15 protein-coding genes and 1 pseudogene are annotated in these 14,237 nt (G+C 71.3%); 8 read left to right on the forward strand and 8 right to left on the reverse strand.

The window, feature by feature from the left end:
• Nucleotides 1-6 precede the first annotated feature (6 nt).
• From ABGB01_RS15550 to ABGB01_RS15570, 5 genes are all read right to left on the reverse strand, one after another.
• Nucleotides 7-384: a DUF742 domain-containing protein gene (locus ABGB01_RS15550; protein ID WP_347773987.1), complete on the reverse strand. Its 378-nt coding sequence runs from the start codon at nt 382-384 to the stop codon at nt 7-9.
• The gene (locus tag ABGB01_RS15555; protein ID WP_347773988.1) at nt 381-2,888 is read right to left on the reverse strand and encodes a nitrate- and nitrite sensing domain-containing protein; all 2,508 of its coding nucleotides are present in this window, start codon (nt 2,886-2,888) and stop codon (nt 381-383) included. The genes ABGB01_RS15550 and ABGB01_RS15555 overlap by 4 nt, the downstream gene beginning before the upstream one ends.
• Before the next feature lie 56 nt (nt 2,889-2,944).
• Entirely contained in the window at nt 2,945-3,619 is a 675-nt protein-coding gene (locus tag ABGB01_RS15560) for a DUF998 domain-containing protein (protein WP_347773989.1), read from the reverse strand.
• A gap of 135 nt (nt 3,620-3,754) precedes the next feature.
• On the reverse strand, nt 3,755-5,170 hold the full coding sequence (locus ABGB01_RS15565; protein WP_347773990.1) for an FGGY family carbohydrate kinase: 1,416 nt from the start codon (nt 5,168-5,170) through the stop codon (nt 3,755-3,757).
• Nucleotides 5,171-5,339: 169 nt separating this feature from the next.
• Nucleotides 5,340-5,528: a hypothetical protein gene (locus ABGB01_RS15570; RefSeq protein WP_347773991.1), complete on the reverse strand. Its 189-nt coding sequence runs from the start codon at nt 5,526-5,528 to the stop codon at nt 5,340-5,342.
• A 194-nt stretch (nt 5,529-5,722) separates the two neighbouring features.
• Between ABGB01_RS15570 and ABGB01_RS15575 the strand changes: the two genes are divergently transcribed.
• The 6 genes and pseudogenes from ABGB01_RS15575 (at nt 5,723) to ABGB01_RS15600 (ending at nt 10,950) form a co-directional block, all read left to right on the forward strand.
• The gene (locus ABGB01_RS15575) at nt 5,723-5,959 is read left to right on the forward strand and encodes a hypothetical protein (RefSeq protein WP_347617464.1); all 237 of its coding nucleotides are present in this window, start codon (nt 5,723-5,725) and stop codon (nt 5,957-5,959) included.
• Between the two features lie 204 nt (nt 5,960-6,163).
• Nucleotides 6,164-7,324: an MFS transporter gene (locus ABGB01_RS15580; RefSeq protein ID WP_347773992.1), complete on the forward strand. Its 1,161-nt coding sequence runs from the start codon at nt 6,164-6,166 to the stop codon at nt 7,322-7,324.
• A 303-nt stretch (nt 7,325-7,627) separates the two neighbouring features.
• Entirely contained in the window at nt 7,628-8,635 is a 1,008-nt protein-coding gene (locus ABGB01_RS15585) for a S1 family peptidase (RefSeq protein ID WP_347773993.1), read from the forward strand.
• 107 nt (nt 8,636-8,742) lie between these two features.
• Nucleotides 8,743-8,829: pseudogene (locus tag ABGB01_RS15590) on the forward strand (VOC family protein); the annotation flags it as partial.
• A 161-nt stretch (nt 8,830-8,990) separates the two neighbouring features.
• On the forward strand, nt 8,991-10,112 hold the full coding sequence (locus ABGB01_RS15595; RefSeq protein WP_347773994.1) for an aspartyl protease family protein: 1,122 nt from the start codon (nt 8,991-8,993) through the stop codon (nt 10,110-10,112).
• Between the two features lie 277 nt (nt 10,113-10,389).
• Nucleotides 10,390-10,950 carry a fasciclin domain-containing protein gene (locus tag ABGB01_RS15600; protein WP_347773995.1) on the forward strand — a complete coding sequence of 187 codons (561 nt, stop codon included), beginning with the start codon at nt 10,390-10,392 and terminating at the stop codon, nt 10,948-10,950.
• A gap of 134 nt (nt 10,951-11,084) precedes the next feature.
• On the opposite strand, the gene ABGB01_RS15605 is transcribed toward ABGB01_RS15600, so the two are convergent.
• The gene (locus ABGB01_RS15605) at nt 11,085-11,513 is read right to left on the reverse strand and encodes a hypothetical protein (RefSeq protein ID WP_347773996.1); all 429 of its coding nucleotides are present in this window, start codon (nt 11,511-11,513) and stop codon (nt 11,085-11,087) included.
• Nucleotides 11,514-11,635: 122 nt separating this feature from the next.
• Here ABGB01_RS15605 and ABGB01_RS15610 point away from each other — a divergent pair, with 122 nt between their 5' ends.
• Together ABGB01_RS15610 and ABGB01_RS15615 are read left to right on the forward strand one after the other, a co-directional pair.
• Nucleotides 11,636-11,950 carry a hypothetical protein gene (locus tag ABGB01_RS15610; protein WP_347773997.1) on the forward strand — a complete coding sequence of 105 codons (315 nt, stop codon included), beginning with the start codon at nt 11,636-11,638 and terminating at the stop codon, nt 11,948-11,950.
• Nucleotides 11,947-12,816 carry a hypothetical protein gene (locus tag ABGB01_RS15615; RefSeq protein WP_347773998.1) on the forward strand — a complete coding sequence of 290 codons (870 nt, stop codon included), beginning with the start codon at nt 11,947-11,949 and terminating at the stop codon, nt 12,814-12,816. Before ABGB01_RS15610 ends, ABGB01_RS15615 begins: the two co-directional genes overlap by 4 nt.
• Here the strand turns inward: ABGB01_RS15615 and ABGB01_RS15620 are convergent.
• Nucleotides 12,809-13,252, reverse strand: coding sequence for a TIGR03668 family PPOX class F420-dependent oxidoreductase (locus ABGB01_RS15620; protein WP_347773999.1), 444 nt, complete (start codon nt 13,250-13,252; stop codon nt 12,809-12,811). The genes ABGB01_RS15615 and ABGB01_RS15620 overlap by 8 nt on opposite strands.
• 7 nt (nt 13,253-13,259) lie before the next feature.
• Nucleotides 13,260-14,195: a helix-turn-helix domain-containing protein gene (locus ABGB01_RS15625; protein WP_347774000.1), complete on the reverse strand. Its 936-nt coding sequence runs from the start codon at nt 14,193-14,195 to the stop codon at nt 13,260-13,262.
• Nucleotides 14,196-14,237: the final 42 nt, after the last annotated feature.

Below are 14,237 nucleotides of genomic sequence, written 5' to 3' on the forward strand. Positions count from 1 at the left end.
AGCGCGTCAAAGGGCACGCAGGCCGTTGATCACCTCTCGGAGCAACGACTCCGAGGGGGCGGCGGCCTTGTCGCGCGGCGGCCGTACGGTCACCAGGCCGTGGTCGAGCAGGTCTCCCAGCAGCACCCGCACCACGGCGACCGGCAGGCCGAGGGTTGAGGCGACCTCGGCGACGGGCTTCGACTGCCCCGCCACGCAGGTCAGCAGCCGGCGGTGCTGGGAGCCGAGCTCCGCCTTGGCGGGCGCGGGCAGGCCCGTCGAGACGACGGTCGCCAGCAGGTCGAGCGCCGACGAAGACGTGGGCTTGGTGCGCCCGCGGGTGACCGCGTACGGCCGGACGACCGGCCCCGCCTCCTCGTCGACCCACTCGTGCTCGCGGCTCACGATTCAGATCCCCCATCCTGCTCGCTGTCCTGCCGCCCGCGCTGCCAGCCGGACTGGAGCGAGGAGAGCAGCGCCCTGGCCTCCTCAGGTGAGCGCTCCGCGACCGGCTGCTCGGCGGGCGGCGCCTCCTTGAGCCGCGGCGGCAGATTCGCCTGCCGCTCGCGCCGCGGCAACCCCGTCTCCCGTTCCCGCTGGGGCAGGCCCGTCTTCCGCTCCCGCCTCGGCAGCCCCGTGTCCCGCTCGCGCTGCGGCAACCCCGTGTCCCGCTCGCGCTGCGGCAACCCCGTGTCCCGCTCGCGCTGCGGCAACCCCGTGTCCCGCTCGCGCTGCGGCAACCCCGTGTCCCGCTCGCGCCGCGGCGGCTCGGCCGTCTCGGAGTCCTGCCGCTGCGGCAACGCCGTCGGGCCGCCGCCCTGGGGTTGCTGCGGCAGCGCCGTGCGACCGTTCCCCTGGGGTTGCTGCGGCACCGCCGTGCGACCGTTCCCCTGACCCTGCTGCGGCACCGCCGCGGGGCCGCTCCCGACAGCCCTTCTGCTGGTACGGATCCGGCGCGGCAACTCGCCCGGCCCGGTCGGCTCCTCCCTGACGACCGACACGGAGACGGGCTCGAAGTCCATCGGCTGCACGGGCGTGGGGATGGGCTCGACCAGCGAACCGGGCACGAGCACGATGGCGGTGGTGCCGCCGTACGGTGAGGGTTTGACCGTGACCTTGACGCCGTGCCTGGCGGCGAGCATCGCGACCACCGCGAACCCGAGCCGCTCGGTCTGCGCGGGGTCGAACTCGGGCGCGCTGGCCAGGCGTTCGTTGATGGCCCTGCGGGTGTGCTCGTCCATGCCCAGGCCGCGGTCCTCGATCTCGACCGCGAAGCCCTTGCCGACCATCTCGCCGCGCACGGAGACCTCGTTGCCGGGGGAGGAGAACGAGGTGCCGTTCTCGATCAGCTCGGCGAACAGGTGCATGAGGTCGGCCACCGCGGTGCCGGAGACGCCGCACTCGGACATCGGGTAGACGCGGACGCGGGTGTACTCCTCGACCTGGGCGGCCGCGCCGCTCAGCACGTCCTCCATCGGGATGACGCCGCGCCACCTGCGGCCCGCCGAGCCGCCGGACAGCAGCACGAGGCCCTCGGCGTGGCGGCGCATGCGGGTGGTGAGGTGGTCGAGCCTGAACAGCCGTTCCAGGGCCTCGGGCTCCTCCGTCTGCCGCTGCATCTCGTCCAGCAGCCGGAGCTGGCGCTGGAGCAACGACTGGCTGCGCCTGGCCAGGTTGCGCAGCGCCTCCGACACGCCGTCGCGCAGCTTGGCCTGCTCGACGGCGGCGTCCACGGCCGTGCTCTGGACGCTGTCGAATGCCGCCGCGAGGTCGCTGACCTCGCTGGTCGAGTGCTCGCTCACCTTGATCGGCGGGGCCTCGGTCGCGATGTCGACGCTCTCGCCCTTGCTCAGCTTCGACACGACCTCGGGCAGCCTGATCTCCGCCAGGTCGAGCGCCGTGCGGCGCAGCGCGGCCAGCTCGCGGGTGATGCGGCGGCCGACCCTGATCGAGATGAAGACGGAGAACACGACCGCGATCAGGCCGAGCGCGCCGGCGACGCCGGCCTGCACCAGGATGGCCACGCCCGCGGGCTTCATCCTGGCGAGCAGCTTGTCGCCGGTGTCGCCGATGGCCTCCCGATATTCGGCCTGCACCTGGTCGGCGATGCCCCGCCAGAGCTGCATGTCCACCCGCTGCCCGCCGATGTAGCCCTCCAGGAGGTTCTCCATCGTGACGTAGCGGGGCGAGTAGTACAGCTTCTCGAACGGCGCCCGCAGCTCGGTGTCGAGGTTGGCCAGCGCCTGGGGATACAGGTACGTCCTGGCCCCGTCGATCCCGGCCAGCATGTGCGTCTCGTGCATGGTGGCGCGGCCGTTCGTGGCAACGATCAGCGCGTGCTCACGGCTCAGCAGCTCGCGCGCCTGGTCAGCGGTGATCAGGCCCTGCCCCTGCAGGGACAGCTCCAGGTCGGTGCTGACCACCAGCCGGGAGTACAGCAGGTGGATCTCGTCGGAGACCTTCGAGTACTCCATGACGAGGTTGCCGGCGACGAACCTGCGGTCGTCGACCTTCTTCCTGATGTCGGGCAGCCGGTCGGCCTCCGCGAGCACGGTCTGGAGCTGGGTCCGCATGTCCGGGGTGAGGACGTCCTGGGTGTCCTGCGCCATCGCGCCGTCGCGCAGCTCTTTCCTGGCCACGTCGACCTTCTCCCGCGCCTGCTCCAGCGCCCGGGGATCCGGCACCGCGCCCGCGAGCCGCTCGGCGGAGGCCAGCCGCTCGGCCTGCAGGCTGGACACCAGGGCGTCGGCCTTGTTGATGACACCGGTCCAGATGGTCTCGACCTTGAGCAGGTTGAGCGCCTCTCCCGACGTTGTGCTCGCAGCGAAGCCCCAGAGCGCGATCAGGGAGACCAAGGGGATGACGAGCAGCGTCGAGATCTTGAATCTGATGGATCTGCCCGATGCCATGACACCTGCTCCCGGATAGAAGATCGCGGGAGAGAATAGCACCGATACAGATGCTTTTAAGATCGACTAGCGATAAATCTGTGATATGTCGGGAAATTGACGGCCTTTGCGGCGGCCGGACGCCAGGCCAGCCACGCCAGCCACCCGGCGAGCACCGCCAGCAACGACACCTCCGCGGCCAGCAGCAACCGCTCCACCAACCCGATCATCACCCGCTCGCCCGGCAGCGCAACGTAGGTGATCGCCAGCAGCCCGAACCCGCCCGCCAGCGCCACCCACTCCACGGCCCGCGCCACGGGCTTCCACGCGGCGTGCGCGGTCAGCCGGGGCACCAGCAGCGCGCCCGCGGCCGGCAGGCTCACGAACGCCGCGACCGACGCGTACCTGTGGATCTGCGCCGCGAGATCCGGATCCTGGCCGATGGGTGTGGTCGGGATGATCGCCGCCACGATCAGCGCTCCCGACCACACCATCAGCAACCGCCCGGGCATCCCCCGCACGGGCGCCCCCGCGGACCGCAGCCCCGCCAGCAACACCAGAGACCCGACCCCGAGAACCGCCATCGCCATCTCCGTCACGCCCCCGCGGTCGGACACGGCGAACTCGCTCACGGTCACGTTCACGGGGTCGAGGTAGGGGGCCGAACCGAACTGGCCGGCCACCACGGCGACCACCGAGAACAGGATTGAGGCGCAGGCGATCAAGGGGTAGAGCCTCTTTGCTGCGGTCATAGGCCCCACCCTGCCCCTGGCGACCGCTCCCCCGCATCAGGCCCCACCCCCGACCCGACCCTGACCCATCCCTGAGACCCCATCTCCGTCCGTGGCACCCGCCGGTGCGGAGCCGTAAAGGAAGGTGATCAGAGATCAGTCGAGGATGTGAACGGTCGCGCGGGCGTAGCGGTGGCGGATCTCCTGGACCGCCTGTCCTTCGTACGTCTGGGTGTCCCCCGAGCGCCAGTCGGGGGTGGTGACCAGGGTGGCGGCCTGGTGGGCGGCGCCGTCGGCGACGTATTCGGCGGGTGGCGGCACCGCGATCGGCACGCCGAAGATCGTGGGGGCGATGCGGCGGACCGCGTCCGAGCGGGCCGCGCCCCCGATCAGCAGCACGCGTTCCGGCCGCAGGCCGAGCGCGTCGTGCGCGTCGGCCAGCCCGCACAACATGCCTTCGACGGCTGCCCTGGCCAGGTGGGCGGGGGTGGCGGTGGACAGGCTCAGCCCGTGGATCGACCCCGTCGCGGTGGGCCGGTTGGGGGTGCGCTCGCCTTCGAGGTAGGGGACCAGCGTGAGCCCTTCGGCCCCCGGCGGCGCCTGGAGGGCGAGGTCGCTCAGCTCGTCGAGCGAGACGCCGGCGATGCGGGCGGCGGCGTCCATGACGCGGGCGGCGTTGAGCGTGCACACCAGCGGCAGGAAGCGCCCCGTCGCGTCGGCGAACCCGGCGACCGCACCGGTGGGGTCGGCGCTGGGTGCCTCGGCGACCGCGAACACGGTGCCGGACGTGCCGAGCGACACCACGACGTCGCCGGGCCGGGCGCCGACGCCGAGCGCCGCCGCCATGTTGTCGCCGGTGCCCGGCGCGATCAGCACGCGCGCGGAACCCGGCGCCGCCTCCTGCGGCCCGAGCACCTTGGGCAGGTGGGGGACGGCGCCGAGGGCGGTCTTCAGCAGGTCGGTGCGGTAGGTGCCGGTCGCGGGGGACCAGTAACCGGTGCCCGAGGCGTCGCCGCGGTCGGTGGCGAGCTGGTCGAGGGGCGGCGTGGGAGCCTCGCGCCAGGCCCGCGCGTCGAAGGGGCCGGAGGCGAGGGCGCCGGCCAGGCGCCAGGTGAGCCAGTCGTGCGGCAGGCACACCGCCGCCGTGCGCTGGACGCTGGCGGGCTCGTGCTCGGCCAGCCAGCGCAGCTTGGTCACGGTGAACGACGCCACGGGCACCGAGCCCACCGCGTCGGCCCATGCCTGAGGGCCGCCCAGCTCGGTGACCAGGTCGGCGGCGGCCTGGGCGGAGCGGGTGTCGTTCCACAGGAGGGCGTCGCGGACGACGTCGCCCGAGGCGTCGAGGCAGACCATGCCGTGTTGCTGGCCGGCCACGCTGACGGCGGCCACGTCGTCGAGCCCGCCGGCCTCCTCGATGGCCTGCAGCAATGCGGCCCACCAGTGTGACGGGTGCACCTCGGTGCCGTCGGGGTGCGGGGCCCGGCCCTGCCGGACCAGCGCGCCCGTCTCGGCGTCGCGAATGACGACCTTGCAACTCTGCGTGGAGGAATCGACCCCTGCGACCAGCGTCACCCGCGTACTCCTAACACGTGTTTCAGCACAAAGCTGGTTGAGATGGGGGGAATGCTACCCGCGCCCGGCGGGGACGCGGGCGACCAGGGCATCCACCGCGGTCCGGGATGTGCGCCCATCGGCACGGTCGGCTCGCCCATGTCTCGATGCTCCCCCCGCGATCAGGTGTTCACAAGCCCGACGGGTCGCGGCCCACGCTGATCTCCTCGGCGATCCTGCGGATCTCCGTCACCTCGAGGCCGGGGGCCTTGGGCAGGTCGCGCAGCAGCGCGTCCATCACCACGGGCACGGGATGGCCTGCGAGCCTGCCCGCGATGCCGTGGACCGCCCTGAACAGCGCCTCTTCGGTGTCGTGCATCGGCAATCTCCTCGGTTCGGGTACCCGGAGAACGGTACGGCCTCGGTGCGACAGTTGCGCGCCACACCCCGCCCGCGTGTTCCCCGCCGCCGCCGGTCGGCGTGGGCGTGTCCATCCCAGCCTGAAGTACCGTGGTGGTGACGGCTCCTTCGCCACGGAGCGATTCCACCGGGTGACTTCCAGGGGAAACGACCATGCCAAGCGATCCTGACCATGTGCTCGACGCGATCGACGGCGTAGTCGACGAGTGGGAGACGCTGAGCGCCGACGCCATGCGCTGGGCGCCTCCCGAGAGCAAGAGTCCCGACCTCATGACCGAGGTGACCGAGATCTTCGGCCCGCTGGTCAACGCGTTCACGGAGGTGCTGCGGCCCGTCGGCGACGCGTTCGAGCGGGTCCTGCAGTCGTTCGACGACGACGACCGCGGCTGACGCGACGCCGCCCACCGGCGGGGCCCCGTCCGCTCGACGTGGCGGGGGCTGGGGGTCGTCAAGGGGTGGACGGTGCCGGAGGGCTCGCTAGACTGTCCGGTATGACCTGGCGACATTGATCCATAACCAGGGGCCGGCGCGGGGCGCGCGGGCCTCCGAGGCGACAAGCACTCGGAGTCCCTACTCGTCCCCCTGGAAGGCCTCATGCTTGTCGCGTCGCTCTACGTTTACGCGTTCCTCGGCGAATTCCTGCTGATCTACCCGGTCTACACGCTGCTGTTCATCGACACCGGGTTGTCCGTGGCCGAGACGTCGTCCCTGTTCGTCATCTGGTCGGTGACGGGCATGGTGCTCGAGATCCCGTCCGGTGCCTGGGCCGATCGGCTGTCCAGGCGCGTCACCCTGTCCCTCGGGCCGCTGCTGGCCGGGCTGGGCTTCACCCTGTGGTTGGTCTTCCCTTCCTACTGGGCGTTCGCGCTCGGCTTCGTGTTGTGGGGCGCCGAGGGGGCGCTGGTTTCCGGCGCGTTCGAGGCCCTCTCCTACGAGGAGCTGGATCGCCGCGGGCAGGCGCACCGTTACACCGCCGTCATGGGCCGGGCCACCGCCGTGGGCACCGTCGCCGCCGCGGCGGCGATCGGCCTGGCCACGCCCGTTCTCGCGGCCGGCGGTTATCCGGCTGTGGGCGTCGCCAGCGTGCTGGCCTGCGTCCTGTGCGCGGCCACGGCGCTCACCCTGCCCGAGCACCGCACGCGCGGCGGCGACGGCGCCGAGGAGGGTTACCTGGCGATTCTGAAGGCCGGCCTGACGGAGGTCCGCACGGATCGCCGGGTCCTGCACGCTGTGCTGCTGGTCGCCTTCGTGACGGCGATCTGGGGGGCGCTGGAGGAGTACGTCCCCTACCTCGCGATCGAGGAGGGCGTGGCGAAGGCCGTCATCCCGATGCTCATCCTCCTCACCTGGGTCGGCGCCACGGCGGGCGGCCTGCTGGCCGGACGCGCCCGGCACATGCCGCCCCGCGCGTACGCCCTGACGATCGCCCTCGCGGCGCTGGCCATGGCGGCGGGGGCGGTGAGCGGGCACCCGGCCGGGTTCGTGCTGATCGCCCTGGCCTTCGGGGCGTTCCAGCTGGCCGGGGTGGTGGCGGACGCGCGGATGCAGGAACGGATCACCGGCACGGCCAGGGCCACCGTGACGTCGGTCGCCGGTCTGGGCATGAACGTGGTCACGCTCGCCGTCTATGCCGCGTACGGGGCGACGTCGTCGTACGTGTCGCACGGCCTGACGTTCGCCCTCATGGTGGTGCCGTACGCGTTCATCGCCCTGCTGACGGCGCGCTCGACGGCGCTCGCCCCGGCGCGCCGGTGAGCGGGGCCGTTCCCGGCGGCGGCCCTGCTCGCCGCCGGGAACGGCCTTATGGGCGGAGGGCCGCCGGTTCGGGCCCACGGCCGAAACCGCGGATATAACACCGAAATAGGGCCTGTTTGACATCTGACGACAAGCGTTAACCTCCGTTAACTTGACAGCACCCCCAACCGAGGAGTGCTCATGTTGAGTAAACGCGGTGCGGTGGCAGGATCCATCATCCTCGCCGCCTGCCTGGCCACCCCCCTCAGCCCAGCGTTCGCTGAGCCGGCACCGCAATCAGCTCCCCCCTCCGCGCCTCCCCCCGTGATCGACGCACTCGAACGCGACCTCGGCCTCTCCGAGGAGCAGGTCATCACCCGGCTCGCCAACGAGCAGCGCGCCGCGGCCACCGAGGCCTCGCTCAGCGGCAAGCTGGGTGCCGACTCGTTCGGCGGCGCCTGGCTCAACAAGGACGCCTCCAAGCTCATGGTCGCCACCACCGACGCCGCCGAGACCGCCGCCATCGAGGAGCAGGGCGCGCAGCCCGTCGTCGTCAAGCGCACGCTGGCCGAGCTCGAGGGAATCGTCCAGAAGATCGACCAGGCACCGGAGTCCGCCAGGTCCGGTGCCGCCCTCTGGTACGTGGACGTGACCGCCAACAACGTCTCCGTCCAGGCCCCCACCGTGGAGGCCGCGCAGGCCCTCGCCGACGCCGCGGGCGTCGACAAGGAGGCGCTGAACGTGTCGGCGACGGCCGAGCAGCCGAAGCCGTTCATCAACATCATCGGCGGGTCGGCCTACTACATCGGCTCGAGCCGCTGCAGTGTCGGCTTCTCCGTCACGCGGGGCAGCACCCCCGGCTTCGTCACCGCCGGGCACTGCGGCCGGGCCGGCTCCAGGACCACCAACCCGACCGGCACCTTCCAGGGCTCGTCCTTCCCCGGCAACGACTACGCCTGGGTCGCCGCGCCCGGCAACACTCCGCAGCCGTTGGTACGCGGCTCCGGCGGCTCGACCGTGACCGTCCGCGGCTCCTCGCAGGCCTCCGTCGGCTCGTCCATCTGCCGCTCGGGCTCCACCACCGGCTGGCGCTGCGGCACCATCCAGCAGCACAACGCCAGCGTCACCTACCCGCAGGGCACCGTGAGAGGCCTGACCCGCACGTCCGCCTGCGCCGAGCCCGGCGACTCCGGCGGCTCGTTCATCTCCGGCAACCAGGCCCAGGGCGTGACGTCCGGCGGCTCGGGCAACTGCCGCTTCGGCGGCACGACGTACCACCAGCCGGTCAATGAGATCCTCAGCGTGTACGGGCTCACGCTCCGCACCGGCTGACCTTCGAGAGAACACGCGCAGCGCGCCCGCTGTCCGGGCGCGCTGCGTTCTTTTGGCCCGCGCGGAGAGAACATCGCGGCGGCGGCGATGCGTTTCGCGCGGCGGGCGGCAGCCTGTTCGCCACCGCGATCGACCCCGACGGCAACTACGTCCAGATCATCCAGCTCAGCGAGGCGCACCGCGCGGCGATGTGACAGAAGGGGGCGGCCGGAGGGCCCGCCGATCGCGTGGTTCAGGGATCCGGCGGGCAACGTCCTGTCGGTCATTCAGGTCTAGGCCTCGCGCGAGGGCGCCCTCGCCGCCGGAAACGCCCCGGAAACAGGCCGCCTGGTCTCCTGGTCTGACCATGCCGACCTTGCTTGACAGCCTGTTCCGCGCCGGCCGTTTCTCGCAGGCTCGCCGCGGCTACGCGGACATCCTGCGCGCCGACCCGGGTGATGCCCACGCCAACGCGCAGGTCGGCCGCATCGCCCTGCTGTCGAACGCGTTCATCACCGCCGAGAAGTATCTGGCCAGAGCCGTGGAGCTGGCCCCCGGCGACGACGTGCTCAAGGAGCTGCTGGCGGACTGCTACGCACGCCAGTACAAGCTTGCCCGAGCCGTCCCGGTGCTCAGGGCCGCCGGAAGGGACGCGGTCGCCGCGCAGTACGCCGCCGCCGGCGACGCCCCGTTCGACCTGTACGGCCCGCGCAGCACCAGGCTGGTCTTCCAGGAGCTGGACCCGCTGCCCACCGTGGAGGCGTCGGTCAACGGGTCGGCGCCGATGAGGTTCCTGCTGGACACGGCGGCGGAGCCGCTCCTCACCATGGAGGCGGCCGAGCGGGCGCGCCTGCGCGCGGTGGCCTCCACCCGTGCCCGGGACGGCACGGAGACGCATCTCGGCGTCGTGAGATCCTTCCAGCTGGGTTCGATCGAGGTGCGCAACGTGCCCGTCGTCTGGCGCGACGTCGACGTGCCCGCGTCCGGCACCATCGGGATGAGCTTCTTCTCCCGTTTCCTCACCACGATCGACTACGTCCACCAGACCATCGTCCTGCGCCGCAGGTCGCAGCTGCGGGCGTTCAAGGCGGATTCGGCGCGGCACGACGCGGAGATCCTGCCGCTGTGGCTGGCGGGCGGGCGTTTCCCGTGCACGGTGGGCAGCGTCAACGGCCACGGCCCGCGCCTGGTCTGCCTGTCCACGGGCGCGACCGGCGTCGGGGTGACCACCTCGGAGAAGTTCGCCACGCGCTGTGGCCTGAAGTTCGACGCCCCTCGTACGGGGAGCGACGGCGGCCCGTGCTATCCGATCGTCGCGGACCAGGTGGCGCTCGGCGCCGCGACGGGCCGCGGGGTTCCGGGGGTCGTGGGGCCGTTGTTCGACGACCTTCTCGGATTCGACACGATCGCGACCTTCGGCCACGAGTTCCTCAAGCGTTTCGCCATCACGTTCGACTTCACCGGCATGGACCTCTACGTCACCGGCCCGCCCGCCTGACGCGACCGGGGCACGGTCGCATCGAATAACCACTTATGAGATTTAAATCCCTTATACGGCAAAAGTTTCGTCCTATGCCTTTTGTGCCTTTTGGGGTAAATGCAACTCCGGCATGCTCAATGACCTCCGACACTGGTAGTGGAGACCCGGGTCGCGAACCCGGGCACCTCGACGCCGTGCCGGGCCCCGCCCAGCACGGCGCCACAGAACACGGGGGTACACAGTGAAACGTATGCTTCTCGCGGCGGCCTTGGCGCTGACCGCCTCCACTGCCGGTATGACCGGCGCATCCGCGCACTCGCCAACCCTCTCCTCGCCGGTCCCCTCGCCGGATTCGTCGCCCGGCACCTCGCCCGGCACGTCGCCAGGGCCGGGCGGCGCCCCGATCGGTCCCGGATGCTCCGCGCTCGAGAGCAGCCTGCCGGGCATCGCCGACCAGACGGCCGCGACCGCGCTGTCCGAGGTGCCCGACCTGTCCTCGCTGGCCGAGGCCGTGCAGGAGGCGGATCTGGCCGACCAGCTCGACCAGGCCGAAGAGCTCACGATCTTCGCGCCCGACAACAAGGCGTTCGAGGCCATCCCGCAGGAGGCCCGCGACCAGCTCATGGGCGACAAAGAAGAGCTCACCAGGGTTCTGACCTACCACGTCGTGGAGGGCAAGAAGACGCCCGCCGACCTCGAGGAGGAAGGCACGCTGACGTCGCTGGAGGGCGGCGAGCTCGAGATCAAGGGCTCGGGCGAGAACCTCACGATCAACGACGCGAAGCTGGTCTGCGGCAACGTGCAGACGAAGAACGCGACCATCTACGTCATCGACAAGGTCCTCATGCCCGAGTGACCGCCACCACCGGATCCACGCCCCGGACCGGGCGCGATCGCCAGGCCACCACCCTCGTGACCGCGCCCTGACCCGGGGCGTTTCCCTGCCTCCCTTGCGTAGAGGCGAAGACCCGTGGCCCGGCGGGCCGAGGCTCAGCCGTCCGACTGCGCGCGGCGGCGGATGGCCTCCAGACCGGCCATGCGCTCCTGCATCTGCCTGGAAAAGGAGTCCTGGAGCTCCTGGAACCGCCGGCCGACCGCCTCGGCGGACATGCCGCCGTACGAGGGCTGGGGGGTGAGCTCCACGGCCTGGCGCGCCTGGTCGTCCTGGGCGGCGCGGACGGCGTACAGGATCTCCTCGGTCAGGTCGTCCAGCTCCATCCTGGAGGCCCGTGCGCCGAGCCTCAGGTCGTCGAGGCGGCCGTCGGCGCCGACCAGGGCGATGACCGTGCCGCTGCGGCTCTCACCGCGTCCGCGGACCTCGCGCAGATCGTCCAGCGCGCTCGTCAGCTCGCGGAGCGAGCGCTCGCTCTCGACCAGCATACGATCGAGGTCGTCGGGGTGGAAGTCGCTGGAATCCATGCCAGCACGTCACCCTCCGAAGGTTAACGGCAGGAGCGCGGAGGTTGTCGCGCCGCTGAAGTGATCATGAAACTCTGCTCTCCGCGCTGTGACGCGGACGCAGCGCCGCAAAAATGGGTCATATGGCAGCCAATCGTGAAATCCACGTCACCTCACAGTGCATCGCCCGCACGCGGGAGCGGCTGGAGCAGGAGCTGAGGAACGAGATGATCGGCTTCGTCCGGGATCTGATCCCGCACACGGGCTTGAACGGCTTGGGGTTCGGCGTCATAGGCGACATGTTCCTCGCCGGCACGTACGACGGCGTCAGGAAGCACGCCGACACGATGCTGGGGGACGCCCAGGCCACGATCGACGGCTGGAACGAGGCCCTTACGGTGTGCGAGCGCAACTGGCGAACCGCCGAGGACCGCAGCATCATCCGGTACCGCTCGTGAGTGACCGTTACCTCGCCGCAGTCAACAAGGGCCGGGGCGGGCGCGACCCCTACCTGGACGCGATCAACCGCGGCACGCCGGGCCGTTCGGCACCCCTGGGCGGGACGGCGCCGATGGGCGGCTCCTCGGGAGGGTCCGCCGGCACCCGGGTGCTGCAGGCGTTGAAGAGGCTGGCCAGGCTCTCGCCGTACCTGGTCCCCGCCGTCGCCGTCGCGGGCATGTCAGTGGCCGACGAGGTGGGCATGGCGCAGGCGGCCAGCGTGTGGAAGTTCGGCATGGGCTCCCGGCTCGACGACGGCGTGAAGAACCTCATGCCACAGATCCTCGCCACGTCGAAGAGCGGCTGGATCGCCGACGACCAGGAGGAGTTCGCGCGGGTGCAGGCGATCTTCCATCGGGAGGTGGGTGCGTTGCGCAACGCGTTCGGGGAGATCGGCGGCGTGATCGACGAGATCGCGGCCGGTTTCCGCACCTACTGGCTCCAGCTCGGATCGGCGGTGGCGACGGCCGGGACGCTGCTGGTGACGGCGCTCCGGATGAAGCTTTCGATGGTGCCCGCGGTGTCGGCGGCGGGACGGATCATGGAACATCTCGTCGGTTCGACGATGCTCAGCACCGTGACCATCTTCACGGGGATGCTCGGCTCGATGCTCAAGAACGGCATGGACGTGCTCGGGAATCTGATCAAGAAGTCGCACCAGTTCGGCTTCGTGCTGCCGGTCGGAGCCGCGGCCATCGATTTCACGCAGGCCACCATGGACACCCGTGACCTGGTCACCTACACCGAACCGCCCGCGCCGGGACAACTGCCCGCCGGATACCAGGATTTCGAGTGGGTCGCTCCTGACGTGCAGACGACTAGGTGAAGGAGTCCGAGGGGCCGGGTTGTTCGGAGAACGCCCAGCCCGACCATCGGCCCACGGTCACGAGGATCACCGGCCCCCGCGGTCGCCGCTCGCGATACTGCGCGTACTTGGTGACGAGGTCGTCGATCGCCCGGTCGTGATCCGGTCCGCCGGACACGACGCGGGCCCGGCCGTCGGCGCGCACCCACCACAACCGCGCCCACTCCTCGTCGTCGTAGCGATCGGCCAGGAGGCAGACGGAGGGGTTCTCCTCGATGTCGCGCAGCCGCCGCAGGCGGGCGGCCGACTTCGGCTTGTGGTCGACGGCGGTCGCGACGACGTCGCCCGACACGGCGAACGTGACGGGCACCAGATGGGGGACACCGCCGCCACCCACCGTGGCCAGGCGGGCGACCCGCTCGCCTGCGAACAGGGCACGGGCACGATCGGGGTCCATGCCCTCGCTACGTACCCGCGGGCACCTGGGTGAAGCTCGCGCGATAGGCCGTGGGGGTGAGCCCGACCCGGCCGACCATGTGCTTGCGGAGGGAGTCGGCGCTGCCCAGTCCGCTCCGCGCGGCCACCTGGTCCATGGGCAGCCGGGTGGTCTCCAGGAGTTCCCTGGCACGGTCGATGCGCCGGTGCAGCAGCCACTGGAGCGGGCTCATCCCGGTCTCCGCGTGGAAGCGCCTGGTCAGGGTCCGCACGCTCATCCTCGCGTGGCCGGCCAGGTCGGCCAGGGCGAGCGGGCGGTCGAGGCGCTCGAGGGCCCAGGCCCGGGTGGCGGCGAGAGAGGTGCCGCGCTCGGCGGGCAGCGGGGTCTCGATGTACTGGGACTGGCCGCCCGGCCGTACGGGAGGGACGACGGCGAGCCGGGCGGCCGTGTTGGCCACCGCCGCGCCGTAGTCGGCCCTGACCAGATGGAGGCACAGGTCGATGGCGGCCGCCGCGCCCGCCGAGGTGTAGATGCCGCCGTCCTCGACGAAGAGCGGGTCGGGTTGCACCTCGACCGACGGGAAACGGGCGGCGAGGTCGCCGGCCAGGTTCCAGTGGGTGGTGGCGCGGCGCCCGTCCAGCAGGCCGGCCTGGGCCAGGACGAACGCGCCCGTGCACAGGGAGGCGATGCGCGTGCCGCCGGCCGCGGCCTTCCGCAGGGCGTCGAGCGTCTCCGGGGGAGCCTGTTCGCCGCCGCTGCCGACGGCGATCACCGTGTCGGCGCCCTCCACCGCGTCCAGGCCGTACGGCACCACGATGTCCGGGCCTCCGACGGTCGCCAGCGGGCCGGGGCTTGCCGTACAGATGCGCACGTCATAGTACGGAACGCTGCTGAACACCATGAGCGGGATCGAGACGTCGAAGCTCAGCACGGGGGGCACGACGACTGTGGCGATGCGGTGCATGGCCAGATCCTCCGGATTGTCGGCATTCCGGCCACTATGCCA

The organism is Nonomuraea sp. B5E05, assembly GCF_039880665.1.
Taxonomy (GTDB): domain Bacteria; phylum Actinomycetota; class Actinomycetes; order Streptosporangiales; family Streptosporangiaceae; genus Nonomuraea.

Excerpts from the sequence above, each read along its gene's own strand:
- ABGB01_RS15555 (WP_347773988.1), bottom strand. The coding sequence starts at position 2,888 with ATGGCATCGGGCAGATCCATCAGATTCAAGATCTCGACGCTGCTCGTC.
- ABGB01_RS15560 (WP_347773989.1), bottom strand. The coding sequence starts at position 3,619 with ATGACCGCAGCAAAGAGGCTCTACCCCTTGATCGCCTGCGCCTCAATC.
- ABGB01_RS15570 (WP_347773991.1), bottom strand. The coding sequence starts at position 5,528 with ATGCACGACACCGAAGAGGCGCTGTTCAGGGCGGTCCACGGCATCGCG.
- ABGB01_RS15575 (WP_347617464.1), top strand. The coding sequence starts at position 5,723 with ATGCCAAGCGATCCTGACCATGTGCTCGACGCGATCGACGGCGTAGTC.
- ABGB01_RS15580 (WP_347773992.1), top strand. The coding sequence starts at position 6,164 with ATGCTTGTCGCGTCGCTCTACGTTTACGCGTTCCTCGGCGAATTCCTG.
- ABGB01_RS15600 (WP_347773995.1), top strand. The coding sequence starts at position 10,390 with ATGACCGGCGCATCCGCGCACTCGCCAACCCTCTCCTCGCCGGTCCCC.
- ABGB01_RS15605 (WP_347773996.1), bottom strand. The coding sequence starts at position 11,513 with ATGGATTCCAGCGACTTCCACCCCGACGACCTCGATCGTATGCTGGTC.
- ABGB01_RS15610 (WP_347773997.1), top strand. The coding sequence starts at position 11,636 with ATGGCAGCCAATCGTGAAATCCACGTCACCTCACAGTGCATCGCCCGC.
- ABGB01_RS15620 (WP_347773999.1), bottom strand. The coding sequence starts at position 13,252 with ATGGACCCCGATCGTGCCCGTGCCCTGTTCGCAGGCGAGCGGGTCGCC.
- ABGB01_RS15625 (WP_347774000.1), bottom strand. The coding sequence starts at position 14,195 with ATGCACCGCATCGCCACAGTCGTCGTGCCCCCCGTGCTGAGCTTCGAC.